A 23,907-nucleotide genomic window follows, 5' to 3' on the forward strand; every position below is an offset into this window, starting at 1 on the left:
CCGGCCATGACGGCGGCTCTTAAGAGCGGGTTTTCAACCTTTAGCCGGCCGCCCGTTTACACGTCCCACCCCCGTCGCTATTTTCCGCGGCCCTTAACCGAAAGACAGGTTTGCCATGCGCGCGGAACTCGCCGCGAAGGTCGAGGAGATCAACGCATCCGTTGATCTGCTGCGCCAGCATCTCAATGTGGACCGTTCGCGCCGGCGCCTCGCCGAGCTGAACGCCATCGCCGAGGACCCGAACCTCTGGAACGAGCCCGAACGTGCGCAGAAGATCATGCAGGAGCGGACCACCCTTGAGGATGCGCTTGGCGCCATCGACCGGGTCAATCGCGACCTTGCAGACAATGTCGAGCTGATCGAGCTGGGCGAGGCCGAAGGCGATGAGGGCGTCATCTCCGAGGCGTCCGCCGCCCTCGACGGCCTCAAGGCCGAGCTGGCGCGCCGCGAACTGGAAGCGCTGCTCTCGGGCGAAGCGGATTCCAACGACACCTATCTGGAAGTCCATGCCGGCGCCGGCGGCACCGACAGCCAGGACTGGGCCGAGATGCTGCTGCGCATGTACCGGCGCTGGTGCGAACGCCATGGCTTCAAGGTGGAACTGGTGGACGAATCCGCCGGCGAGCAGGCGGGCCTCAAGTCCGCGACCATCATGGTGAAGGGCCATAATGCCTATGGCTGGCTGAAGACGGAATCGGGCGTGCACCGCCTCGTGCGCATCTCGCCGTTCGATTCGAACGCGCGCCGGCAAACCTCGTTCGCCTCCGTCGACGTCTATCCCGTGATCGACGACCGCATCGTAGTGGAGATCAACGAGAGCGAGGTGCGGATCGACACCATGCGCTCCGGCGGTGCCGGCGGCCAGCATGTGAACAAGACCGAATCGGCGGTGCGCCTCACCCATATCCCCACGGGCATCGCGGTGGTGTCGCAGGGCGACCGCTCCCAGCACAAGAACAAGGCCACCGCCTGGAACATGCTGCGCGCCAAGCTCTACGAGATGGAGCTGAAGAAGCGCGAGGAGCAGGCCGCTGCCGAGCAGGCGGCCCGCACCGATATCGGCTGGGGCCACCAGATCCGCTCCTACGTGCTCCAGCCCTATCAGCTGGTGAAGGACCTGCGCACGGGCGTGCAGTCCGGCACCCCGCAAGAGGTGCTGGACGGCGACCTCGACCCGTTCATGGAAGCCGCTCTTGCCCAGCGCGCCTATGGCGGCGGGCCGGCGCAGGTGGAGGACGTGGAATAAGCGGGGACCTCCCCCTTTCGGAGAGGACCACCCTCCATCCGGGGGATGCCGATGCTGGCGGCGGCACCGGATGGTGGCCCCGTGCCCCTAAGGCGCGAGGGCGAGGGCGGCGCACTGTCGCTTGAGCGACGGCATGCGTGCGCGCACAATCATGGCCCGGCTGTGACATCCTGGGGCTGAGAGTTCGTTTCCGGTGACGGGAGGAACAATCATGCAAGCCCAGAGCCTGACCACATTGGTATCAGGGAAAACCACTATTCCCGCAGCCGCCCTCGAAGCGCTCGCCGCGGGACTGCGTGGTAGCCTGATCGGCGAGGGTGACGGGGCGTATGACGACGCGCGCACCATCTGGAACGGAATGGTGGACCGCAGGCCCGGCCTCATCCTGCGCTGCGCGGGCGCGGCGGATGTGATCGCCGCCGTCAATCTCGCGCGTGACAATGGCCTGCTCGTCGCCGTGCGCGGCGGGGGACACGGCATTGCCGGCAACGCCGTCTGCGATGGCGGCCTGATGATCGACCTGTCGCCGATGAGGTCGGTGCGCGTCGACGTAGCCTCGCAGCGGGCCTGGGTGGAGCCCGGGGCGACCCTTGCCGACGTGGACAAGGAAACGCAGGCGTTCGGGCTGGCGGTGCCGACCGGCATCAATTCGACCACCGGCATTGCGGGCCTCACGCTGGGCGGCGGGTTTGGCTGGCTCACGCGGAAGTTCGGCCTGACGCTGGACAATCTGCTGTCCGTGGACGTGGTGACGGCCGATGGCGAGCTGAGGCGCGCCAGTCAATCGGAAAACCCGGATCTGTTCTGGGCGCTGCGCGGCGGGGGCGGAAATCTCGGCGTGGTGACGGCGTTCGAGTTCCAGCTTCACAGGGTCGGCCCGGAGGTCCTGTCCGGCCTCGTGGTGCATCCGTTCGATGATGCCGAGAGGGTTCTGCGGGCCTATCGGCGGGAACTGGAAGCGGCACCCGACGAAATGACATGCTGGGCGGTGCTGCGGCAGGCGCCGCCTTTGCCGTTCCTTCCCGAGGAGTGGCACGGCCGGGAAATCGTCGTCCTCGCCATGTGCTATTGCGGGGACATGCAGGCGGGGGAAAAAGCCGCTGCAGGCCTGCGCGCCATCGGCACGCCCATCGCTGACGTGGTCGGCCCCCATCCTTTTACCGGGTGGCAGCAGGCCTTTGACCCGCTGCTCGCGCCGGGCGCGCGCAACTACTGGAAAAGCCACGACCTCGTCGAGCTGTCCGACGCGGCGATCGACATCCTGCTGAATGCGATCCGCAATCTTCCCGGCCCGGAATGCGAGATCTTCATCGGCCATGTGGGCGGGGCGGCCGGCCGTGTCGCTCCGGAAGCGACGGCCTTCCCGCAGCGGAGCTCCCACTTCGTCATAAATGTCCATGCGCGGTGGCGTACGCCCGACATGGACCAAGCCTGCATCGGATGGGCCCGCGCCCTGTTCGAGGCCATGAAGCCCCATGCGGTGGGGACGGCCTATATCAACTTCATGCCCGCCGACGAACCCGACCGCGTGCAGGCGGCTTATGGCGGCAACTATCGTCGCCTTGCAGAGCTGAAGCAGCTCTACGATCCCATGAACCTGTTTCGCATGAACCAGAACGTGACGCCCGCGGCGACCTCGCACGCCGCCTGAGGCGTGCCGGGGGCGAAACCCTGATGCATCCGGGTTTCGCCCCTGGGGCCTGCGACGAACGAGATCGCAGGCGTCCGTCTCAGCCGATGGTTACCTTCAGCGCGCCCACGCCCTCGACGCCGCCTTCCAGCACGTCGCCGGCCTTGCACGGCCCGACCCCGGCCGGCGTGCCGGCGAAGATCAGGTCGCCAGGGGCGAGGCGGAACAGGGTGGACAGCTCGGCGATCATCTCCGGCACCTTCCAGATCATCTGGTTGAGGTCGCCCTCCTGCTTCACCGTGCCGTTCACCGACAGCCAGATGCGCCCGGAGGCGGGGTGGCCGATCTGCGCGGCCGGCACCAGGGCGGTGGCGGGGGCGGACTGCTCGAACGCCTTGCCCACTTCCCACGGCCGCCCGAGCTTCTTCGCCTCGCCCTGGAGGTCGCGGCGGGTCAGATCGATACCGACGCCGTAGCCGTAGACATGGTCGAGCGCCTTTTCGAGCGGGATGTTCTCGCCGCCCTCCCTCAGCGCCACCACCAGCTCGATCTCGTAATGCACGTCCGAGGTGCGCTTGGGGTAGGGGATGGTGGCGCCGCTCAGGACCAGATTGTCGGGGTTCTTCTGGAAGAAGAAGGGCGGCTCCCGGCTCGGGTCATGGCCCATCTCGATGGCATGGTCGGCGAAGTTGCGGCCGACGCAATAGATGCGGTGGACCGGGAACAGCGCCTCGGTGCCCTCCACGGGAAGGGTGGGGACCTGGGGGGCGGGGATGACGAAGGCGCTGGCCATGGAGGGTCCTCTGGAACGGCCGGGGACCAGGGCCCCGGCGCAAGGTGCGGCGCGGCATAAAAGGCGCTAATCGCGCCGGGATCAATGCTTCAGGGATGCGGGCAAAGGAAAAGCGGCGGGAGGTGCCTCCTGCGGCCCGATGCCTTGGAGCGGCTCACCCCACCTCGTAGCGCGAGCGCCGGCGCACCCGGCCGATGGCGAGCAGAAGGAAGCCCACCACCGCCAGCACCGCGAACAGCGGCAGGCCGAGCACCGGCGCGGCAAGGTCGGCCCAGGCCCAGGGGGCAAGGCCCGATACCTGTTCCTGCGCCTGGGCGAGGGTGGCCGGCGAGACCGCATTCCAGGCATCGCGCGCGGAGGTGAAGACGAGCCGCGAGCCCGCAATGGAGCGCGTGCCGTCCACCACCAGGGCCACGAAGCCGCCGGCCAGGATCCAGAAACCGAAGAAACGAAACAGGAAACGGATCATCTACGCCTGTGCCATGCCAGCCGCGTCCCCGCGCGGCGTCGTCCTTTTATCATGACACGGGTTTCGGGGAAGACGCGAAGCGTGTTCGCCCTCAAGGGCTTAGAGCGTGGCCGTAAGGGAAGGCAGCGACGTGGCCGTGGGCGGCGCCCCCAAAACACTTGATGAGCGGCTGCTTGTTTGCTTCCATTCCCCCATGAGCACTGGCCTCATAGAGATCCGACGCGCAAGGCTGCAGGACGCCCCTGCGGTGGCGGAGGTTCACGACGCCGCGTGGCGCACCGCCTATCGCGGGCTCATTCCCGGCCTCGAACTGGAGCGCATGGTGGAGCGGCGCGGCCCCCTCTGGTGGGAGCAGGCCATCCGCCGCGGCAGCCGGGTCTCCCTGCTTATCGCCGGGGAAGAGGTGGTGGGCTACGCCAATTACGGCGGCAACCGCGCCAAGACCCTGCCCTATGGCGGGGAGATTTACGAGATCTACCTGAAGCCGGTCTATCAGGGGCTGGGCTTCGGCCAGCGGCTGTTCTCCGCGGCGCGCCGCGACTTGGCCCTCGCCCGGCTCAACGGCTTGGTGGTGTGGGCGCTGAAGGACAATACGGGGGCGGTGGGCTTCTACGAGGCCCTGGGCGGGCAACGGGTCGCAGCCTCAACGGAGCGCTTCGGGACAAAAACCCTGGACAAGATCGCCTTCGCTTGGCAGCGGTAGCCGTGCTGCATCGCAGCGTGAAGGAACCGAGGCTTTCAAGTGAGTGGCGACATGCGCATTGACGCGATCAAGATCGGCAAGAATCCCCCCCACGAAGTGAACGTCGTGATCGAGGTGCCGATCGGTGGCGAGCCCATCAAGTATGAGCTCGACAAGGAAGCCGGCACGCTCTTCGTGGACCGCTTCCTCTACACGCCCATGCGTTATCCCGGGAATTACGGCTTCATTCCCCACACCCTTTCGGGCGATGGCGACCCCTGTGACGTGCTGATCGCCAACACCCGCCCCATCATCCCCGGCGCGGTGATCGCGGCGCGGCCGGTGGGCGTGCTGCTGATGGAGGACGAGGCCGGCGAGGACGAGAAGATCATCGCCGTGCCCGCGCCGAAGCTCACCAAGCGCTACGACAAGGTGCAGACCTATTCCGACCTGCCGGAGATCACGCTCCAGCAGATCGAGCACTTCTTCTCGCACTACAAGGATCTGGAGCCCAACAAGTGGGTGAAGATCGTCCGCTGGGGCAATGCCGAGGAGGCGTTCCGGCTGATCAATGAGGGGATCGAGCGGGCGAAGGCCAAGGGCTGATTCTTCTGAGTTTACGTCATGCCCGGGCTTGTCCCGGGCATCCACGCGGTGCGGCTGGGCTCGACTTCAGAGGTCTTTGCGAGCGGACGGACGTGGATGGCCGGGACAAGCCCGGCCATGACGCTTCAACCGTCGAGCCCGCTCACTTCACCCGTTCGAGCACGCTCACATAATTGGCCACCGCCGCGCCGCCCATGTTGAAGATGCCGGCGAGCTTGGCCCCTTCGATCTGCATGTCGCCCGCCTCGCCCATGAGCTGCATGGAGCAGAGCACGTGCATGGAGACGCCGGTGGCGCCGATGGGGTGGCCCTTGGCCTTCAGGCCGCCCGAGGGATTGATGGGCAGCCGGCCACCCTTCTGGGCGATGCCCTCGCGCACCACCTTGTAGCCCTCGCCGGGCTTCGCGAGGCCCATGGCCTCATATTCCAGAAGCTCGGCCACGGTGAAGCAGTCGTGGGTCTCCACGAGGTCGAGGTCGTCGAGGGTGATGTTGCCCATCTCCAGCGCTTTCACCCAGGCGCGGCGGGCGCCCTCAAAGGTGGTGGGGTCGCGCCGCGACATGGGCATGATGTCGTTGGCATGGGTGCGGGCGCGGAAGGCGATGCCCCGCGCAAGACCCTCGGCCACCTCGGGTGCCGCGATCACGAGGGCGGCAGCGCCGTCTGAGACCAGCGAGCAGTCGGTGCGGCGCAGGGGGCCCGCCACATAGGGGTTCTTCTCCGACACGGTATTGCAGAAGTCGAAGCCGAAATCCCGGCGCATCTGCGCATAGGGATTGGAGACGCCGTTCTTGTGGTTCTTGGCGGCGATATGCGCCAGCTCCTCGGAGCGATCGCCATAGCGCTGGAAATAGGACTGGGCGATGCGGCCGAACACGCCGGCAAACCCGCCCTGGATGTCTGCCTCCTCCTTGCGGTAGCAGGCGTTGAGCAGGATATCGCCCACTTCGGGCGTGGGCTTGGCGGTCATCTTCTCCGCAGCCACCACGAGGGCCACCTTGCCGCGCCCGCTCTCGATGAAGTCCAGTGCCGAATGGATGGCGGCGGAACCCGTCGCGCAGGCATTCTCAACGCGTGTCGCCGGCGTATAGGCCAGCTCCGGCACGGAGAGCGCGGGCATGGCGCCCTGGAAATCCTGCTTCTGGAAGCCCGAATTGAAGACACCCACGAAGATGCCGTCCACCTGGCCCGGCTCGATGCCGGCATGCTCCATGGCGGCGCCGGAGACGCGGCCCATGAGCGCCTCGGTATCGGCATCCTCCAGCTTGCCGAAGGGGGAGTGGGACCAGCCCACGATGGCAGCTTTGGTCATGTGATCCTCCTGTGCGCGCTCTTCGCGCATGTCTTTGTTCCGAGCCGGATGCGCACCCAAGCGCGCCCGAGGGCGAAGGTCAATCGGCCGTCTCAGCGGGCTTGAGGCTGGCTTCGATCAGCCGGTCCGCCATCTCCGCCGCCACCACCGCCGGCCCGCCCTTGCCGAAAAGCTGGCTGGTGACGAAGGCGCCTTCCATGATCAGCATCAGCCCGTCGCCCAGCGCCTCGGGGTCGCGAGCGCCCATCTCCATCGCCATCTGGCGCAGGCGGGTGCGCAGAGCTGTCTTCGCCTCCTCCGCCACCTTGCGGGCGGGGTGGTCGGCATCGGGATACTCCACAGCAGCATTGGTCAGTGCGCAGCCGCGATAGAGGTTGTTGTTCACGCGGGAGCGGTGGCGGGCGAAAAAGGCGCGGATCTGCCCGCGTGGATCGCCCGGCGCTTCCGCCGCCGCCTCCTCGAAGCGCTGCCAGAAGCCCTCGTCATAGGTGCGCAGATAATCCGCCGCGAGCGCGTCCTTGGACGGGAAGGCGCGGTAGAGGCTGGGCTTGGTGACGCCCGCCTTGGTGACGATCTGGTCTACCCCCACCGCGCGGATGCCCTGCGCATAGAACAGCTCGCGCGCGCTTTCGCGGATGCGGTCCGCTGCGCGCTTGGGGGCTTGGGGAGGGAGTGTCGGGTGGTCCGCCATTTTCGGCCTTGCAATGTTACTGACCGGTACGTATGTTCCGGCCTCCAATATACGTACCGGTCAGTCACATGACAATATCCGTCTCCCGTTCCCTCGGCCAGAAGTACGCATTCGTGGTGGTGGGGGTGATCTTCCTCGCCCTCCTGGTCTCGGCCGGCCGCGCCTCGGCGCCGGGCGTGCTGCTGCTGCCTTTGGAAAACACCTTCGGCTGGAGCCGGGGCGTCATTTCCTTCTCGGCGGGCCTCGGCATCTTTCTCTACGGCCTCACCGGGCCATTCGCCGCCGCCTCCATGCAGACCTTCGGCATCCGCCGCACGGTGATGGGCGCCCTGGCACTGATGGCGCTCGCGACCTTCACCAGCGGCTTCATGAGCGAGCCATGGCACCTCATTGTCACCTGGGGCATTGTGGCCGGCATTGCCGGCGGCGGGCTCGCCATCGTGCTGGCGGGCACCATCGCCAACCGCTGGTTCACCACCCATCGCGGCCTCGTCATGGGGCTGCTCACGGCGAGCACCGCCACGGGCACGCTGCTGTTCCTGCCGGGTCTCGCCGCGCTCGCCGAATATGCCGGCTGGCGCTCCGTGGTGTGGACCGTGGCGGGCGCTTCCGCGCTTCTGATTCCGCTGGTGTGGCTGCTCGTCCCCGAGCGGCCCGAGAGCATCGGCATCCTGCCCTATGGCGCGACCGAGGCGGCCCCGCCCGCGCCGCCGCGCGGCAATCCTATCGTGGCCGCCTTCAAGGGCCTCGCCATGGCGGTGCGCTCGAGGGATTTCTGGCTGCTGTTCGCCACCTTCTTCATCTGCGGCTTCACCACCAATGGGCTGGTGGGCACGCACATGATCGCTTTGTGCTCGGACAACGGCATCCCGGAAGTGAAGGCGGCCGGCCTCCTCGCGCTCATGGGCTTCTTCGACCTGTTCGGCACCACGGCGTCCGGCTGGCTCACCGACCGCTATGACGCCCGCAAGCTGCTGTTCGCCTATTACGCCCTGCGCGGGCTTTCGCTCATCTACCTGCCATTCTCGGACTTCTCCTTCTACGGCCTGTCCTTGTTCGCGGTCTTCTACGGCCTCGACTGGATCGCCACCGTTCCGCCCACGCTGAAGCTCACCACCCAGGCCTTCGGCGATCGCGACGCCCCGGTCGTGTTCGGCTGGATCGTCGCCGGCCACCAACTGGGCGCGGCCAGCGCGGCTGTGTTCGCCGGGGTGATGCGCGAGGCGAACGGATCCTATCTGGAGGCGTTCGTCATCGCCGGCGCGACGGGCGCGGTGGCGGCGGTGCTGTCGCTCTTGATCGGAAGGTCGCGGGCGGGAGCCGTGCAGCTGAAGGCGCAGGCGGCGTAAGGGGAGGCGGCAGAGAGCCCTGGGTCCATTCCGGGATCGGGATATGAGGTCGCGTGACAAGGGTTTCCCGGAGTGGAAAATGGCCCTGCCGCCCGGGCCTTCCTGACGGGATTCTATGCTGTTACAGTCGCTGGTCGGCCGAGTTGCACTCTCCCTGGAAGTCTGCTTCGGTAGTCGCGCGGGACCTTGAGCGTGGCTGCCGGAAAGATCGCCTGATGCCCTATCACACGCTACCGATGGCACCTGACGCGCTGCCCACGGCCGACAAGCGCGTGGTGCTTTGCAGCAACAAAACCGGGACCGTGGTTGGCTCGAATTGACCAACACGGACTGGATAACCGGCGGGCACGACCAGAAGTTCGTGACGGCGCTGATCGGCGCTGTGGAAACCAGCTCCGGGTGGCATGCGATAAACTCCGCGATCGCCAATCAATACCGACATCAAACGTATGATTTCGGCGACACGATCCGCAAGGTGGATCATTTCCAACGCGCCATATGCACCGCCTGGAGGGGCTTCACCAGCGCCACCGCCGAACGCTTTGCCAAGGGCCTGACGTTCTCCACGGACATGTCCAGTCCGAGCTTCGTGATGAAGGCGCTGAAGACCGGTTTCGACGCCGTCGGTATCTCGGTTTCAACATACGCCACCATTCGGATGAGCAGCTTCACCTTGGCGGATGTGATTCAATATCTTCGCGCGCGGGAAGTGGCCGCCACGCCGCCGCCCACCGATGCGGCATTGGTGAATGATTTTTCCGAATTCGCCCCCGATCCGTCTGGAACGCTCACCGAGGACAAGCCGATAGTGACATCGAATCCCAATTTGCCTGGGGATCGGCGCCACATCCCGCACATCTTCAGCCAAATAGAACACAGGCATAACGGACAGTTCGCGTATGCGGCCGAGACCGCGCATATCAACCTGCCCCGGGTCATCGCTTACGGCTTCCGTGGCGATTCCCGTCCGCCGAGCGAAATCAAAGAGTTCGGTGGCTTCCTCGTGAACTACACTACACGCGTCCCGGGCACATCAAGGCTGTGAGAAAAAATAACAAGAAAGTCGCAAAAGATATTCAAACTTTGGGATCTTCCGAAGATAAGCCTATTCCGGACGATCAAGCTCTGAATCTTCCCAGATTCATCAATAACCAGTTCTATGGCGGTTATTGCTCGGTCTCTAAATCTTATGGTGTGGCAAAGGCCTTCGCCACGAACGCGAACGGAACGGTGGTCGACGGCGGGCCACGCAACGCCGGCTGGGTTTATGTCTGCCTCGTGGAAGGCGGATTTGTCATTCCAGCCAAAGGGACGGTGGTCACGGTCGGAAGTGACACCGGCGCGATCCCTTACAACGAGCAGGAAATCTCCATGCCCGGCATCCTGGAGTGGGATGACGTGGTGGCCTGCCGGAAAGTGCACCGCACGGGCGCGTTCGAAGGCCGCATCTACATCAAGCAGTCGTTGATAATGCATGACATCTATGCGGCGCGAGAGATCTTCTTTCTGCTGAGCGGCCTCTCGCAAGGCAAGCAGCCGTCTTAGCGCTGGGTGTTAAGCGGGCGTGATGCGCGCGGCGAACGCGCCCGTAAGGGGAAGCCGTCAAAGAAGGCCGGCGGCAAACCCATGACGCAGGGCACCTCGGTTAGCCACGCACGGTGCTCCTGAAGGCGGCTGAAAGCGCGGCCAGCGCATCGCGCGGCCGGCCGCCCTTGACCCGGGTGTGAAGCAGGACCGGCAAGCGCGGCAGATCGGGTAGCCCGAGCTTGCGGCCAACATCGACGGCGCCGAAGGGCAGCATGCGCGGCGCCAATGCCGCAACGCCGAGCCCAGCCATGACGGCCGCAGCGACCGCCGCAACGCCGCCGCCCACGAAAATCTCCGTCCAGGGCACGCCCGCCGCATCGAGAAGCTGGCCGGCCATGGCGCGCACCCCGCAGGGCTCGGCCATGGTGGCAAGGGGCAGGGGCTCGCCCGCGCGATGCTGCCAGCTCGGCGCAGCGAACCAGCCAAATTTTTCTTCAGTGAGAACTTCCCCGTCGCTCCGGCCCACATGCAGGCGGACGATCACCGTGTCGAGTTCCCGCCGGTCGAAGCTTTGAAGCAGGTCGCCCGACGACCCGATCCGGATTTCGATCAAAAGCTGCGGGTCTTGCGCGTTCATGCGCGCGATCAGTGCGGGGAGTTCCGGCCCGGCCACATGGTCGCTGATGCCGATGGTGAGCCGCTGCCGGGCGCCGGCAAACACCGAAAGCGCGCGATCGTGCACCTCCAGCAGGTCGCGGGCGTGTTCGAGGAAGGCTTCGCCCTGCGCCGAGAGCTGCACGTAGCGGGGCGTCCGCTCTATCAGCCGGCTGCCGAGCCGCTCTTCAAGCCGCTTCAGCTTCAGGCTGACCGCGGCCTGCGTCGTCCGCATGGCTTCAGCCGCGCGCGTGAAGCTCCCAAGCTCGGCGATGCGCACGAAAGCCTGCACGGCATCCAGATCGAGGGGGCGCTTCATCATTTCCAATCGTTATCACTGATATCAGCATCCATATCATACCAAAATAATCAGACGGCATCTAACGTCGAGCCAGGGCAAAAAATGGAAAGGGTCCCGGCAATGCCAATCAGTCACATCTCCCTGCGTGCCGGAAAGCCGGAGGCCTACCGGCAAGCCATCTTCGACAGCCTCTATCGTGCCCTGCGCGACGCGCTCGACGTGCCGGAAGACGACCAGTTCATGACCATCAGCGAGCAAGACGCCGCGAACTTCCGCTATGGCGCCGCATTTGGCATCGCCCGGAGCGATGATCTCGTGTTCATCCAGATCACCGTCTTCAACACCCGCACCGCGGAGCAGAAGAGGGCGCTGTTCGCGCGGATCGCGGAGCTGCTCGGCGAAAGTCCCGGCATCCGGCCGGAGGATGTGTTCGTGACCATTCTCGAAGCCGCTAAGGAGAACTGGTCCGTGGGCCACGGCCTCGCGCAATTTGCGTGAGGCCTGCCATGGTCAGTCCCACCTCATCGTTACCTTCGCGCCCGGCCGGGGGAGGCTCCGCCCTCCCTCCGCTGCTCGCGGGGCGTCATGTCATAGGCTTTCTGGAAGGCGCGATAGAAGGCGGAAAGACTGTCGAAGCCGCAGGAATAGGCGATGTCGGCGATGGATGTCTGCGGCTCGGCTTGCAGCAGCCGGGCAGCTTCCTTGATCCGCGCCGCCGTCAGCGTGCGCGTGAAGGAAAGGCCGGTCGGCTCGAACAGGACATGCACCTGCCGGACCGAGATGGCGAGCTCCCCCGCAACCGTCTCCGGCGAGAGGTCTGGCCGGCGCAGGTCGCGGATCATGATCTCCCGGGCGGCCTCGAGAAAACCCGCACGAAGCGCCGCCCGCCCTTCGGGTGAGCCCGCCCCCAGGCGTCCGCGGGCAAGAAGGGCCAGATGCGCCGCATGGGCGATGTGGGCGGCAGGATCCGACATGTGCGCGCCGGACCGCGTCAGGGCGCGGAACAGCGCCGCAAGAGGTCGCGCGGACGGGGCACTGTGCGGGAGCAGGGCAGCATGAAGATCATCCGCCGTCGCACCCAGCAGGATGTCGCCGGACAGCGGGATCTTCAGCATACGAAATTCAAAGCCATCCGACCGCTGCGGTGTGCCGTGATAAGGCAGGTCGGAATGGCTGATGACGAGTTGGCCTTCGCCGACATACTGATGGGGCCGGCGCCCCACATCCAGCCAGCCGGGCCCGCGCACCTGCAGGCTGATGCACAAGCTGTTTCCTGCGCGGTGGGCAATGTCCGCCGTGGTCCGGCTGATGCGGTAGGAAGAGGCATGCATCTCGGAGGCGACGGCATTGCCAACCTGCCACGCCGAGAACGCGCCGCGAAAGTCGGCTCGGCGCTCACGCTCCAGCTCGATGGTGACACCGAACAGATTCTTGCCCCGAACCTCGCACCAATGATCAAAGCGGTCCTGGGGGCGAAGATCGTCCGTGCTGAAGCTGAGCATGGTCACAGCGGCCAAAGATGAGCGCGTGACTCTTATGCCGGTTTTGGGCCGGAGAACAGTGGGATGTTACGAAGGGGAAAACGCGCCGCCCGCGGCCCTCTCGGCCGCGGGCGGCGCGTTCCGGTTATCCCGGCTTACTTGCCCTTCCAGCCAGCCTCGGCGCTGCAGGCTTCCTGCGTGCGCGGATTGGCCTTCTCCCATTGGCTGACGGAGCGCGTCTCGCCGGAGGACATCTTGTTGGTCATGCAGGTGCAATAAGCCAGGACCACCGGAGCCGACTGGCCCTCGTCCTTATTGTCGGTCACGCACTGGGCGATCCATTTGGCATCGTCCGCGGTTTGCTGCGCATAGGCGGCGCCGGCGCCGGCCGAAGTCACAGCTGCGATGATGAGAAGCGATCTGGCAATGGACGTCATCATGTGGCCCCCTGAGCGGTCACACCGCTCTCCAGTGGCTCGGGCTTCTGCCCGAACGGGGCGCACCGTGTCGAAGGTCTTTGCGAACGTCTTCTCTCTGCGCGCAGGCGGGTCGCATTTCCAACGCGGGAGCAATTTGTCACGCATTGCTGGAAATGACCTCCACCCCGCTACGCGGTAAGGCGCAATCGCGCTGTTCGGCGCGACGCCGTCGATGGCGGACCGGCCGCGAGGAGGCAGGACCGCAGGGTTTCGATCTCCGGACAATCGGCCGTGCCGAGCGGGGCGATCAGAAAACCGTTCTCCAGAGGGTCGCAGCGGGTGCCCGGATGGCGCCGCGGGCTGCCCTCGATCAGCACATCGACCTTGCCCTCAAGCAATTCGTGAAGGCCCGTCGGCTGGCTGACGCGAACCGCGACTTGCGGTTGGCCCCGGCGGAACTGCGCGAGCCGCTTTCGCAAATCGTCCATGTCGACACCGCCATGGACCCCGATATGCAACAGGTCCGTGATGCCCTCGGGCTTGAGGTCGGCGGTCGCCTCGGCGATGCGGCCGAACGCCTGACGGATTGGCGCCAGATAGGCTTCCCCGGCGGGGGTGAGGACCACCTGCCGTGTCAGCCGCTCGAACAGTTGCACGCCCAGCCGCTCCTCCAGCAGGCGAACCTGCTGGCTGACCGCGCCGGCCGTGACGTGCAGCTCGTGCGCAGCCTGCTTGAAGCTGAGGTGGCGCGCCGCCGCCTCGAAGGCGCGCAGGGCATTGAGGGGCGGCAGCAGGTACGTCATGGCTGGCTCCGGGCGTGCGGGCCGCGAGCATGCATGAGGCCCGCGCGTGCGACAAAGGAGAAATCCTGCTTTGTCGGAGGCGACGCCAGTCCGTACGGATGGGCAGCTTTCGCACCCGCCAAGGGATTCAGCCGTGCCGACCCAAACGCCCTCCATCGAGACCTCGTATTCCTGGGTCCGCCTCCTCGCCTCGATTGCTCTCAGCACATTGGGCTGCGTTGGCCTGTGGTCTTTGGCCGTCGCGCTGCCGGCGGTGCAGGCGGATTTCGGCGTGCAGCGGGCCGAGGCTTCCCTGCCATACACGCTCACCATGATCGGCTTCATGATCGGCGGCATCACGGTCGGCCGGTTTGCGGACCGCTTCGGCATCCTGCCGCCGTTTGCCGGCGGCACGATCCTCATGGGCCTCGGCTACATCCTGACGGCTTCTGCCCCGACCCTGCCCGTATTCGCTGTGGTCTCCGGTCTGACCATCGGCCTTGGCAGCGCGGCGAGTTTCGCGCCGCTGGTGGCCGACGCCTCACTTTGGTTTGACAGGCACCGCGGCCTCGCCATCTCCCTGGCCACCATCGGCAGCTCTCTGTCCGGCGTGGTCTGGCCGCCGGTCATCCAGCATTTCATCTCAGAGGTCGGCTGGCGCCAGACCCATATCGGCATCGGCATCTTCTGCCTGGCCACGATGCTGCCCTTGGCTCTCGTTCTGCGGCGACGGCCCGTCTTCGACAAGCCTGCCATTGAAGCTGCAAGCACCGGCAATGCCAGCCGGGTCATCGACTTGCCGCCCAATGTCATACATGCGCTGCTGACCTTCGCCGGCCTGTGCTGCTGCGTCGCCATGGCGATGCCGCAGGTGCATCTGGTCGCCTATTGCGGCGACCTCGGTTTCGGTCCCGCCCGCGGCGCCGAGATGCTGGCTGTCATGCTCGGCTTTGGCGTGGTGAGCCGGCTGATCTTCGGCTGGGTGCTGAACCGCATCGGCGGCCTGCCGACGCTGCTGTTGGGCTCGGCCATGCAAACGCTCGCTCTGGCGCTCTATTTGCCTTTCGACGGGCTCGTTTCGCTCTACGTCGTCTCCGCCATTTTCGGCCTGGCGCAGGGTGGCCTCGTTCCCAGTTATGCGGTGATTATCCGTGAGCTGTTCCCGGCCCGGGAGGCCGGTTTTCGTGTCAGCCTCGCCATCTCGACCACGCTCGCCGGCATGGCGTTGGGCGGCTGGCTGGCCGGCGCCATCTACGACTGGACGGGCTCGTACGCCGCGGCGATCGTCAATGGCATTGCCTGGAATATGGCGAACATGGCCATCGCCTTCTGGCTGCTGCGGCAGATGCGCGGGCGCCCTGCAGGCGTCGGCGCCGCGTCACCGCCGTCGATCGGCCGAACGCGCGCGCCCACCGGCTGATGCAGCGCTGGGGGAGCGCCGGCACGGCGGCAGCTCAAGCGATGGGCTTCAGGCCGCCCAGCAGCGTCGGGATCAGTTCCGAAACGGTCGGGTGGATGGGCACCGCCCATTGCAGCACCGGATACGGCGTCTTTGTACTCATGGTGTCGATGATCCCGTGGATCGCTTCGTCGCCGCCCACGCCCAGAATGGCCGCCCCCAGGATTTCCTTGGTCTCTGCATCGGCGACCACTTTCATGAAGCCCTTGGTCTCGCCTTTCTCGACCGCCCGCCCGACCCGCGTCATCGGCCGCTTGGACACGAGCAGCTTGCGGCCCGTGCGCGTCGCCTCCGCCTCCGACATCCCGACGCGCCCCAGCGGCGGATCGGTGTAGAGCGCATAGGCGGGGATCCGGTCACTCACCCGGCGATTGGCGCCATCGAGGAGATTGGCGGCGACGATCTCGTAATCGTTGTAGGAGGTGTGGGTGAAGGCGCCCCGCCCGTTGCAATCGCCCAGGGCCCAGATGCCAGGAACGTTGGTGGAAAGGCCGTCGTCCACCGTGATATAGCCCCGGGCATCCACCACAACTCCGGCCTTGTCGAGCCCGAGATCGTCCGTGTTGGGCCGGCGCCCCACGGCGAGCAGCACATGCGAGCCGTCCACCACAGGCGCCCCTGCCGTGCAATCGACCTTGACCGCGATGCCGTCCGCCCGGGCCTCGAACGCGATGCAGGTGGCGTTGGTCCGCACCGCGACCCCTTCATCGGTGAGGATGTTCCGGACCGCTTCCGACACGTCCTCATCCTCGCGGGCGATGAGCCGCGGCGCCATCTCGACCACCGTGACCTCGGCGCCGAAGCGCCGGTACATCTGGGCGAACTCGAGCCCGATATAGCTCCCGCCGACCACGACCAGATGCCGGGGGACGGTGTCGAGCTTCAGGATCGACACGTTGGTAAGATAGTCGATGGTGCCGACACCCGGCATGTCGGGCACGTTCGCCCGCCCGCCCACATTGATGAAGATGCGCGGCGCCTTCAGCAGGTCGTCGCCGACGCGAACGGTGTCCGGCCCCTCGAAGCGGGCATGGCCTTCGAGGACGGTCAGGCCGTCCATGCCGCGCAGCCATCCCTCGACCCCGTTGCGGGCATTGGTGGAGACTGTCTCGGCGCGGGCCTGGACCCGTTTCATGTCGATCTTGACGGGGCCCTCGATGGCGACCCCATAATCGGCGCCCCGCCGGGCAAGGTGCGCCGCGTAGGCGCTGGCCACCAGCGCCTTGGTGGGCATGCAGCCGGTGTTGACGCAGGTTCCGCCGAACAGCTTGCGCTCGATGATCGCCACCTTCATCCCGGCGGCGGTCAGGCGTTCGGCCAAGGACGGTCCTGCCTGTCCGGCCCCGATGACGATGGCATCGTAGCTGTTCATGACGGCAGCGGCCTGCCGGCCTGTTCCCGGACCATGTGCTCGGCATACCAATCCGGCCAGTCCTCATCGCGCTGCCCGGTTCGCTTCTCGTGTTCGCCATGTGCCGCCGACGCACGCTTGAGCGCAGCCGCAAGTTCCGCTGAGGAGGTGAATGTGGTCACGTCCGCATCCACCCGTCCGGGCAAGCGCGCGGTAATCTCCTGGAACAGCCAGCCATTGCCATCGGGGTCGCTGAACGAGGCGAACGAGCGGTAGCTGCGATGCTCGGCGTCCGGGCCATTCACCCGCTGGCGCCCGAACAGATAGGGCTCGTCTTTGCCCGCATACACGCCGCCGGCATCGTGGAACACCTCGCCGATCTTGACGCCGCGACCCAGCAGGTCCGCGCGGGCCGCTTCGATGTCGGAGACGATCAGGTACAGCCCCTGGGCGGAGCCGGGTGCCGCCGCGGTGACGTTCTTGCCGAAGATGACCGAGCAGCCGGAGCCGGGCGGCGTGAACTGGATCACGCGGAAGTCGTCTCCATCGGCGAAGTCGGCATCGAGCCGCCAACCGAGATCGCCATAGAAGTTTTTGGCGCGATCGACGTCCGAAACGGGAATGACGACGATCTCGAGCTTCATGTCGGTCATTCGCGTTTTCGTCGGCTCGACGGCGCGCGCAGCGATGGCCTCGCTCTGCATTTGCGTGTTGCTCATGCTTGGCTCCTTAGGTTGCGGTACCTAGAGAGTGGCGGAGCCGGGCCGACATGGGCCGCGGGCCGTCGCCAGTGATCAGCGGCCGACCGCGGATGGAGCTGCTGACTTTTCCGCGCGGTGGCATTTAACGAGCTACGTTGAGCGGCTTCGGCGGTCTCGGCGCGCAAGCGAGCCGGAGACAAGCTGAATTTATCACACGAGCTGAGGGTTGGCGTGCTTCAAAAGGGCGTAGCGGGAGCCACCTCCAACGCCCGGTTTGAGAAGCCGAAAGATGCCGGAGACCGAAAGCGCCCCCTAAGACAATCCCCCGATCACCCCCTCCGCATCCACGAAAATCCCTTCCGCCGCCGGCACAGACGGCAGGCCTGGCATGGTCATCACATCCCCCGTCAGCGCCACCACGAAGCCGGCGCCGGCAGACAGGCGCACCTCGCGCACCGGGATCACATGGCCGGTGGGCGCGCCGCGCAAGGCGGGGTCGGCGGAGAAGGAATACTGCGTCTTCGCCATGCAGACCGGCAGGCGGCCGTAGCCGGCGGCCTCCATCTCGTCCAGCCGCGCGGAGGCGGCGGGGCTGAAGTTCACGCCGTCGGCGCGGTAGATCTCCCGCGCGATGGTCTCGATCTTGGCCTTCAGCGGCAGCGCGTCGGGATAGAGCGTGTGGAAGCCCCCGGGCTGGTCGGCGAGCGCGACCACGTCCCGCGCCAGCGCCTCGGCACCGGCGCTGCCTTCCGCCCAATGGCTGCACACATGCACCGCGACGCCGAGCGGGGCCAGCGTGCGCGTCACCATCTCGATCTCGGCCGGCGTGTCGGAGAGGAAGCGGTTCAGCGCCACCACCACCGGCAGGCCGAATTTGCGCATGTTCTCCACGTGCCGCACGAGATTGGCGGTGCCGATGCGCACCGCCTCCACATCCTCCGCGCCGAGCTGCTTCACCGGGACGCCGCCATGCATCTTCAGCGCGCGCACGGTGGCCACCACCACGGCGGCGGAGGGCGCGAGGCCCGCCTGCCGGCACTTGATGTTGAGGAACTTCTCCGCCCCGAGGTCGGCGCCGAAGCCCGCTTCCGTCACCACATAATCCGCCAGCGCCAAAGCCGAACGGGTGGCGATGACCGAGTTGCAGCCATGGGCGATATTGGCGAACGGCCCGCCATGCACGAAGGCGGGGGTGTGCTCCATGGTCTGCACGATGTTGGGCTGGAAGGCATCGCGCAGCAGCGCCAGCATGGCGCCGATGCCGTTCAGCGCACCGGCCTCCACCATGCGCTTGGCCCGCGTTTGGCCGACCACCATGCGGGACAGGCGCTCCTCGAATTCTTTGAGGGTCTTGGCGAGGCAGAAGATGGCCATCACCTCGCTCGCCACCGTGATGTCGAAGCCGTCTTCCCGGGGAAAGCCGTTGGCCGGGCCACCCAGGCCCACATTCACCTGCCGCAGCGCCCGGTCGTTGAGGTCGAGGACGCGCCGCCAGGAGATGCGGCGGGCGTCGAGGTCGAGCCCGTTGCCCCAATAGATGTGGTTGTCGATGAGCGCGGCGAGGAGGTTGTGGGCGGCGGAGATGGCGTGGAGGTCGCCGGTGAAGTGCAGGTTGATGTCCTGCATGGGGATGATCTGCGCCCGCCCGCCGCCGGTGGCCCCGCCCTTGGCGCCGAACACCGGGCCGAGGGAGGGCTCGCGCAGGCAGATGGCGGCCTTCTTGCCGAGCCGCGCCAGCGCATCGCCGAGGCCGATGGTGGTGGTGGTCTTGCCCTCGCCGGCGGGCGTCGGGCTGATGGCGGTGACCAGGATCAGCTTGCCCGGCGCGCGGGTTTCCAGCGTGTGGATGTAATCCAGCGCGAGCTTCGCCTTGTAGGGCCCGTAGCGATAGATGCCGGCGGCAGGGATGCCGAGCCGCGACGCCACCTCCTCGATGGGCAAAGGCGTGATGCTGCCGGCGATGGCCGCATCGCTTTGAGGATCGAGCTGGCGCGCGGTCATCTGGTGCATGGGCCTGTCAGCCTTCGTCCGTGAAGCGGTTGGTGATGGGATAGCGGCGGTCCCGGCCGAAATTGCGGAGCGTGACCTTCACGCCGGGCGCGGCCTGCCGGCGCTTGTACTCGGCGCGGGTGAGCAGGCGCTCCACATGGGCTGCGGTTTCGGCATCTATGCCGTCCGCGGCGATCTCCTGAACCGAGGCATCGCCCTCCACCAGCCGGGCGAGGATGGCGTCCAGCTCGGGGTAGGGCGGCAGGCTGTCCTCATCGCTCTGGTTCTCGCGCAGTTCGGCGGTGGGCGGTTTGTCGATGAGCCGCTCAGGGATCACCTCGCCGTCCGGGCCTTTCGCGCCGAGGGGCTTCCAGCGGTTGCGCAGGCGGGCGAGGCGCAGCACCTCGGTCTTGTAGAGATCCTTGATGGGATTGAAGCCGCCATTCATATCGCCATAGAGCGTCGCATAGCCGGTGGACATTTCCGACTTGTTGCCCGTGGTCAGCACCAAAGCGCCGAACTTGTTGGACACCGACATGAGGATGGTGCCGCGAATGCGCGACTGGAGGTTCTCCTCCGTCACGTCCCGCTGAGCGCCGTCGAAGGCGGGGGCGAGCACGCCTTCCAGCGCTTCCACGGCGGGGGCGATGGGCAGCGCGTCGTACCGCACACCCAGCTTTTCGGCCACGGCCGCCGCGTCGGAGAGGCTCTCATTGGACGTGTAGCGGTAGGGCAGCATGATGCAGTGGACTTTTTCGGCCCCCAGCGCATCCACCGCCAGCGCCGCCACCAGCGCGCTGTCGATGCCGCCGGAGAGGCCGAGCACCACGCCGGGAAAGCCGTTCTTCTTCACATAATCCTTCAGGCCGAGCACGCAGGCAGCATAGTCCGCTTCCTCGCCCTCGATGCGCTCGGCGAGAGGCGCCTCCATGCAGCGCCAGCCATTCTCGAAGCGTTGCCACACGGTCATCCGCACCCGTTCCTGGAAGGTCGGATATTGCATGGCGAGGCTGCGGTCGGCGTTCAGCGCGAAGGAGCCGCCATCGAACACCAGCTCGTCCTGGCCGCCCACCTGGTTCACATAGAGCAGCGGCAAATCGGTCTCCACCACGCGGGCGACGGCGGTGGAAGCGCGCTCGTCATAGACCGTGCGGCGATAGGGCGAGGCGTTGGGCACGATGAGGATTTCGGCCCCGGTCTCCATCAGGCATTCGGCGACGTCCGAGCCCCAAATGTCCTCGCAGACTGGCACGCCGAGCCGCACGCCCTTGAACGGGATGGGGCCGGGGAGGGGGCCGGGGGTGAACACGCGCTTCTCGTCGAACACGCCGTAATTGGGCAGGTCCACCTTGTAGCGGACGGCTGAGATGGCGCCGCCTTCCAGCAGCAGCACGGCATTGTAGAGCTGCCCGCTTTCCACCCAGGGTGTACCGATGAGGAGCGCCGGGCCTTCCGCGCTTTCCGCCGCGAGCGCCTCGGCCGCCGCGCGGCAGGCGCGCTGGAAGGCGGGCTTCAGCACCAGATCCTCCGGCGGATAGCCGGACAGGAACAATTCGGAGAACACCACGAGGTCGGCGCCCTGGCGGGCAGCATCGTCGCGGGTGCGGCGGATGAGGTCAGCATTGCCGGCAACATCGCCCACAACCGGGTTCAGTTGCGCCACTGCGATGCGCAGGGTTTCTGCGGGGGCAGCGGAGAAAGAGGTGTCGGTCATAGCAGAGCGGCGCCCTCTCCGGTTTCACCCTTCCCCCTTACGGCAGCGTGTTCGCGCCAGACTCCCTCTCCCGCTTGCAGGGGAGGGCGGAGGAGGGGTGAAGCCGACAAGGAGCTCGCGACATCAGACATCATGGCCTGAGGTTTAGAGAAAGCCGCAGGCAGGGGGAAGAGGCGGGGGCCGCCCGTTTCCGCCGAAACGGGCCTTCCGCGGGGCTGTCCCCATGCAAAGCGCGCGGGAAAAGCCTACTCCGCCGCCGTTGCGAACGGCTCTTCTCTCTGCAGATGGTCGCCGCCCCAGGCGCGCAGGGCCAGCACGGCACCGCGCAACAATTCGCCCCTGGGGGTGAGCTTGTAGCCTACCTGCGGCGGCAAAGCGGGATAGACCGTGCGCACGACGATGCCGTCCGCTTCCAATTCCTTCAGCGCCTTGGAGAGGATGCGCTGGGAGACGCTGGGCATCTGCCGGCGCAGTTCCGAGAAGCGCTTCTCGCCGGACAGGAGGTGGTAGATCGTCCCGCCCTTCCACTTGGCGCCGATGATCTCCAGGGCCGCCTCCACCGGGCAGCCGGCATATTGATAGCCTTCGTGGCGCTTTGCCATCATCCACGTCCTTCAATCCCGCGGTGAGGATAAGCCAACGCGCCTTCCCCCGCCACTGCCCCCCATTGCCGCCGCAGCGCTTTGCCAGCGCAGGCCGGGCTCGATATACCGTATGCAGGTTCGCATATCGGGGGCGTCATGCTTGATCCTTTCCTCGCCGGCCACCTGACCTTCCAGCCGGCGGCCGTGGCGCCGACCAAGCCGCCCCTGGCGTCGGGCCGCAACGCGCTCGGCCTGTTCGAGCCGCGCGATGCCATGCTGGTGGTGCCGGAAGGCATCGACCCCTCCGTCCCGACGCCCCTCATGGTGCTGTTCCACGGCGGTGGCGGGCATGCGGAGAAGATCCTGCCCATGATGGAGCAGCATGCGCTCTCTCGCGGCTTCCTGCTGCTGGTGCCGCAATCCCAGTTCCCCACCTGGGACATCGTGATCGTCGGCAACGGGCCGGACCGGGAGCGGCTCGACACGGCGCTGAAGGAGGTGGCGGCCCATTACACGCTGGACCCCACCCACATCTGCTTCGCCGGCCATTCGGACGGCGGCTCCTATGCCATGTCGCTGGGCCTCACCAACGGGCAGTTCGTGACGCACATCATCGTGTCCTCGGCGGGCTTCATGTCGGTACAACACCAGGAGGGGGCGCCGCGCATCTTCATGTCCCACGGCATCGGCGACGAGCAGATCCCCATCGAGCGCAGCGGGCGCACCCATTCCGCGCTGCTGAAGCAGGCGGGATACGACATCACCTATATGGAATATAACGGCCCCCATGCCTACCAGCCGCCGGTGATGGCGCTGGCGGCGGACTTCTTCATGGGCGACGTGGCCGAGCGGCGCGCGGTGGGCTGAGCCGGCGTATCATTTCCGATACCACGTGACGGAAACGTGCCGTCTTGCGCAAGGCCCAAGGTTTCCGACATGGATGGCACAAAGACCATCCTGTCTGGAGTTCATCATGAAAGCCATTGGTTACACGGCCTCCCTCCCCATTGCGGAGGCGCGCTCTTTGTTCGATTTCGACGCCCCCACCCCGGAAGTCGGCCCGCGCGACCTGCTGGTCCGGGTAAAGGCCATTTCGGTGAACCCCGTGGACACCAAGGTCCGCATGCGCCGCCAGGGCACGGACGCGGCCCCAGTCATCCTCGGCTGGGACGCGGCGGGCGTGGTGGAGGCGGTGGGCGCGGATGTCACCCTCTTCAAGGTGGGTGACGAGGTGTTCTATGCGGGCAGCCTGCCGCGCGCCGGCACCAATGCCGAGCTGCACGCGGTGGACGAGCGCATCGTGGCGCTGAAGCCGAAGACTCTGAGCTTCGCGGAAGCCGCAGCGCTGCCGCTCACCGCCATCACCGCCTGGGAGGGCCTGTTCGACCGCCTCCGCCTGAAGGTGGGGAAGGGCGGGGATGGCGGCGCCCTCCTGATCATCGGCGCGGCGGGCGGCGTGGGCTCCATCGCCACCCAGCTGGCGCGGCGCCTCACCCCCTATACGGTGATCGGCACCGCCTCGCGGCCCGAGAGCACCAAATGGGTGAAGGAGCTGGGCGCGCACCACGTCATCGACCACCGCAAGCCCTTGTCCGAGGAGCTGAAGGCCATCGGTATTCCTGAGGTGGACGCGGTGTTCGCGCTCACCCAGACCGACAAGCACTGGAAAGAGATCGCCGCCGCGCTGAAGCCCCAGGGCGCGGTCTGCGTGATCGACGATCCCGGCGCGCTGGACATCGGCCTGTTGAAGCAGAAGGCGGCGACCTTCGTGTGGGAATTCATGTTCGCCCGCCCGCTGTTCGGAACCCCCGACATGGCGGCCCAGCACCGGCTGCTGACGGAAGTGGCGGGCCTCGTGGACGAGGGCCTTCTGCGCACCACGCTGGGCGCGAACTTCGGGACCATCAATGCGGAGAACCTGAAGCGCGCCCATGCCGCGCTGGAGAGCGGTGCCAGCATCGGCAAGGTGGTGCTGGAGGGGTGGTAAGGCGGCTCACGCTTGCTGCTTGTCCTGGACAAGTGAGCGCGTAGCGCGAACGCAGATCCGGGACCCAGCGCAAGAGTCCGGCGAAGCCGTCAATCCGCGACCAGCGTAAAGAGCATCTCCGCCGCGCGGCGGCGGAGATGGGGTGAAGCGCCTTCGGCGATCTCTTGCGCTGGGTCCCGG

General features: G+C 66.5%; 24 protein-coding genes and 1 pseudogene. 12 read left to right on the top strand and 13 right to left on the bottom strand.

Translation table 11 applies throughout. The annotated features are described in order from the left end of the window. Positions 1-115 precede the first annotated feature (115 nt). Positions 116-1,246, top strand: coding sequence for a peptide chain release factor 2 (gene prfB, locus ABLE91_RS03955; protein WP_348928631.1), 1,131 nt, complete (start codon positions 116-118; stop codon positions 1,244-1,246). Positions 1,247-1,457: 211 nt separating this feature from the next. Further along, the gene (locus ABLE91_RS03960) at positions 1,458-2,897 is read left to right on the top strand and encodes an FAD-binding oxidoreductase (RefSeq protein WP_348928633.1); all 1,440 of its coding nucleotides are present in this window, start codon (positions 1,458-1,460) and stop codon (positions 2,895-2,897) included. Between the two features lie 79 nt (positions 2,898-2,976). Here the strand turns inward: ABLE91_RS03960 and ABLE91_RS03965 are convergent, their stop codons facing one another. After that, complete coding sequence (locus ABLE91_RS03965; protein WP_348928635.1) at positions 2,977-3,669, bottom strand: fumarylacetoacetate hydrolase family protein; 693 nt, start codon at positions 3,667-3,669, stop codon at positions 2,977-2,979. 154 nt (positions 3,670-3,823) lie between these two features. Next, entirely contained in the window at positions 3,824-4,138 is a 315-nt protein-coding gene (locus tag ABLE91_RS03970) for a hypothetical protein (RefSeq protein ID WP_348928636.1), read from the bottom strand. Between the two features lie 193 nt (positions 4,139-4,331). Here ABLE91_RS03970 and ABLE91_RS03975 point away from each other — a divergent pair, with 193 nt between their 5' ends. Both ABLE91_RS03975 and ppa read left to right on the top strand, forming a co-directional pair. Beyond that, the gene (locus ABLE91_RS03975; protein ID WP_348928638.1) at positions 4,332-4,841 is read left to right on the top strand and encodes a GNAT family N-acetyltransferase; all 510 of its coding nucleotides are present in this window, start codon (positions 4,332-4,334) and stop codon (positions 4,839-4,841) included. 51 nt (positions 4,842-4,892) lie between these two features. Further along, on the top strand, positions 4,893-5,426 hold the full coding sequence (gene ppa, locus ABLE91_RS03980; protein WP_348928640.1) for an inorganic diphosphatase: 534 nt from the start codon (positions 4,893-4,895) through the stop codon (positions 5,424-5,426). Positions 5,427-5,568: 142 nt separating this feature from the next. On the opposite strand, the gene ABLE91_RS03985 is transcribed toward ppa, so the two are convergent. Beyond that, on the bottom strand, positions 5,569-6,738 hold the full coding sequence (locus ABLE91_RS03985; protein WP_348928641.1) for an acetyl-CoA acetyltransferase: 1,170 nt from the start codon (positions 6,736-6,738) through the stop codon (positions 5,569-5,571). Between the two features lie 79 nt (positions 6,739-6,817). Then, positions 6,818-7,429 (bottom strand): TetR/AcrR family transcriptional regulator, encoded by a 612-nt coding sequence (locus tag ABLE91_RS03990; protein WP_348928643.1) that lies wholly within the window; start codon positions 7,427-7,429, stop codon positions 6,818-6,820. A 68-nt stretch (positions 7,430-7,497) separates the two neighbouring features. Here ABLE91_RS03990 and ABLE91_RS03995 point away from each other — a divergent pair, with 68 nt between their 5' ends. The 3 genes from ABLE91_RS03995 to ABLE91_RS04005 all read left to right on the top strand — a co-directional run bounded on the left by ABLE91_RS03995 (position 7,498) and on the right by ABLE91_RS04005 (position 10,323). Further along, positions 7,498-8,778 (top strand): MFS transporter, encoded by a 1,281-nt coding sequence (locus ABLE91_RS03995; RefSeq protein ID WP_348928645.1) that lies wholly within the window; start codon positions 7,498-7,500, stop codon positions 8,776-8,778. Between the two features lie 316 nt (positions 8,779-9,094). Further along, entirely contained in the window at positions 9,095-9,823 is a 729-nt protein-coding gene (locus tag ABLE91_RS04000; RefSeq protein WP_348928647.1) for a hypothetical protein, read from the top strand. Continuing rightward, the gene (locus ABLE91_RS04005; protein ID WP_348928649.1) at positions 9,820-10,323 is read left to right on the top strand and encodes a hypothetical protein; all 504 of its coding nucleotides are present in this window, start codon (positions 9,820-9,822) and stop codon (positions 10,321-10,323) included. Before ABLE91_RS04000 ends, ABLE91_RS04005 begins: the two co-directional genes overlap by 4 nt. A gap of 100 nt (positions 10,324-10,423) precedes the next feature. Here ABLE91_RS04005 and ABLE91_RS04010 read toward each other — a convergent pair whose 3' ends face one another. Next, positions 10,424-11,281 (bottom strand): LysR family transcriptional regulator, encoded by an 858-nt coding sequence (locus ABLE91_RS04010; RefSeq protein ID WP_348928651.1) that lies wholly within the window; start codon positions 11,279-11,281, stop codon positions 10,424-10,426. Positions 11,282-11,380: 99 nt separating this feature from the next. Here ABLE91_RS04010 and ABLE91_RS04015 point away from each other — a divergent pair, with 99 nt between their 5' ends. Further along, positions 11,381-11,758, top strand: coding sequence for a tautomerase family protein (locus ABLE91_RS04015; RefSeq protein ID WP_348928653.1), 378 nt, complete (start codon positions 11,381-11,383; stop codon positions 11,756-11,758). A gap of 29 nt (positions 11,759-11,787) precedes the next feature. Here ABLE91_RS04015 and ABLE91_RS04020 read toward each other — a convergent pair whose 3' ends face one another. From ABLE91_RS04020 to ABLE91_RS04030, 3 genes are all read right to left on the bottom strand, one after another. After that, positions 11,788-12,762 carry a helix-turn-helix transcriptional regulator gene (locus ABLE91_RS04020; RefSeq protein WP_348928655.1) on the bottom strand — a complete coding sequence of 325 codons (975 nt, stop codon included), beginning with the start codon at positions 12,760-12,762 and terminating at the stop codon, positions 11,788-11,790. A gap of 134 nt (positions 12,763-12,896) precedes the next feature. Beyond that, complete coding sequence (locus tag ABLE91_RS04025; protein ID WP_348928657.1) at positions 12,897-13,178, bottom strand: hypothetical protein; 282 nt, start codon at positions 13,176-13,178, stop codon at positions 12,897-12,899. 170 nt (positions 13,179-13,348) lie between these two features. After that, positions 13,349-13,963: a LysR family transcriptional regulator gene (locus ABLE91_RS04030; protein ID WP_348928659.1), complete on the bottom strand. Its 615-nt coding sequence runs from the start codon at positions 13,961-13,963 to the stop codon at positions 13,349-13,351. Positions 13,964-14,096: 133 nt separating this feature from the next. On the opposite strand from ABLE91_RS04030, the gene ABLE91_RS04035 reads away from it, so the two are divergent. After that, complete coding sequence (locus ABLE91_RS04035; protein ID WP_348929586.1) at positions 14,097-15,362, top strand: MFS transporter; 1,266 nt, start codon at positions 14,097-14,099, stop codon at positions 15,360-15,362. A gap of 34 nt (positions 15,363-15,396) precedes the next feature. Here the strand turns inward: ABLE91_RS04035 and ABLE91_RS04040 are convergent, their stop codons facing one another. From ABLE91_RS04040 to ABLE91_RS04060, 5 genes are all read right to left on the bottom strand, one after another. Further along, entirely contained in the window at positions 15,397-16,773 is a 1,377-nt protein-coding gene (locus tag ABLE91_RS04040) for an FAD-containing oxidoreductase (protein ID WP_348928661.1), read from the bottom strand. Further along, complete coding sequence (locus ABLE91_RS04045) at positions 16,770-17,471, bottom strand: VOC family protein (protein WP_348928663.1); 702 nt, start codon at positions 17,469-17,471, stop codon at positions 16,770-16,772. The genes ABLE91_RS04040 and ABLE91_RS04045 overlap by 4 nt, the downstream gene beginning before the upstream one ends. 294 nt (positions 17,472-17,765) lie before the next feature. Next, entirely contained in the window at positions 17,766-19,463 is a 1,698-nt protein-coding gene (locus ABLE91_RS04050; RefSeq protein ID WP_510181900.1) for a formate--tetrahydrofolate ligase, read from the bottom strand. 7 nt (positions 19,464-19,470) lie between these two features. Then, positions 19,471-21,156 (bottom strand): NAD+ synthase, encoded by a 1,686-nt coding sequence (locus ABLE91_RS04055; protein ID WP_348928664.1) that lies wholly within the window; start codon positions 21,154-21,156, stop codon positions 19,471-19,473. A 245-nt stretch (positions 21,157-21,401) separates the two neighbouring features. Continuing rightward, a complete protein-coding gene (locus ABLE91_RS04060; RefSeq protein ID WP_348928666.1) occupies positions 21,402-21,758 on the bottom strand; it encodes a winged helix-turn-helix transcriptional regulator in 357 nt (118 codons plus the stop codon). A 138-nt stretch (positions 21,759-21,896) separates the two neighbouring features. Between ABLE91_RS04060 and ABLE91_RS04065 the strand changes: the two genes are divergently transcribed. The 3 genes and pseudogenes from ABLE91_RS04065 to ABLE91_RS28925 all read left to right on the top strand — a co-directional run. After that, positions 21,897-22,607, top strand: a complete 711-nt coding sequence (locus tag ABLE91_RS04065) for an alpha/beta hydrolase (RefSeq protein WP_348928667.1) — start codon at positions 21,897-21,899, stop codon at positions 22,605-22,607. A 106-nt stretch (positions 22,608-22,713) separates the two neighbouring features. After that, a complete protein-coding gene (locus ABLE91_RS04070) occupies positions 22,714-23,727 on the top strand; it encodes a zinc-binding alcohol dehydrogenase family protein (protein ID WP_348928669.1) in 1,014 nt (337 codons plus the stop codon). A 77-nt stretch (positions 23,728-23,804) separates the two neighbouring features. Next, positions 23,805-23,873, top strand: a pseudogene (locus ABLE91_RS28925) (hypothetical protein); the annotation flags it as partial. Positions 23,874-23,907 lie beyond the last annotated feature (34 nt).

Source organism: Aquabacter albus, assembly GCF_040049275.1.
Lineage (GTDB): Bacteria > Pseudomonadota > Alphaproteobacteria > Rhizobiales > Xanthobacteraceae > Aquabacter.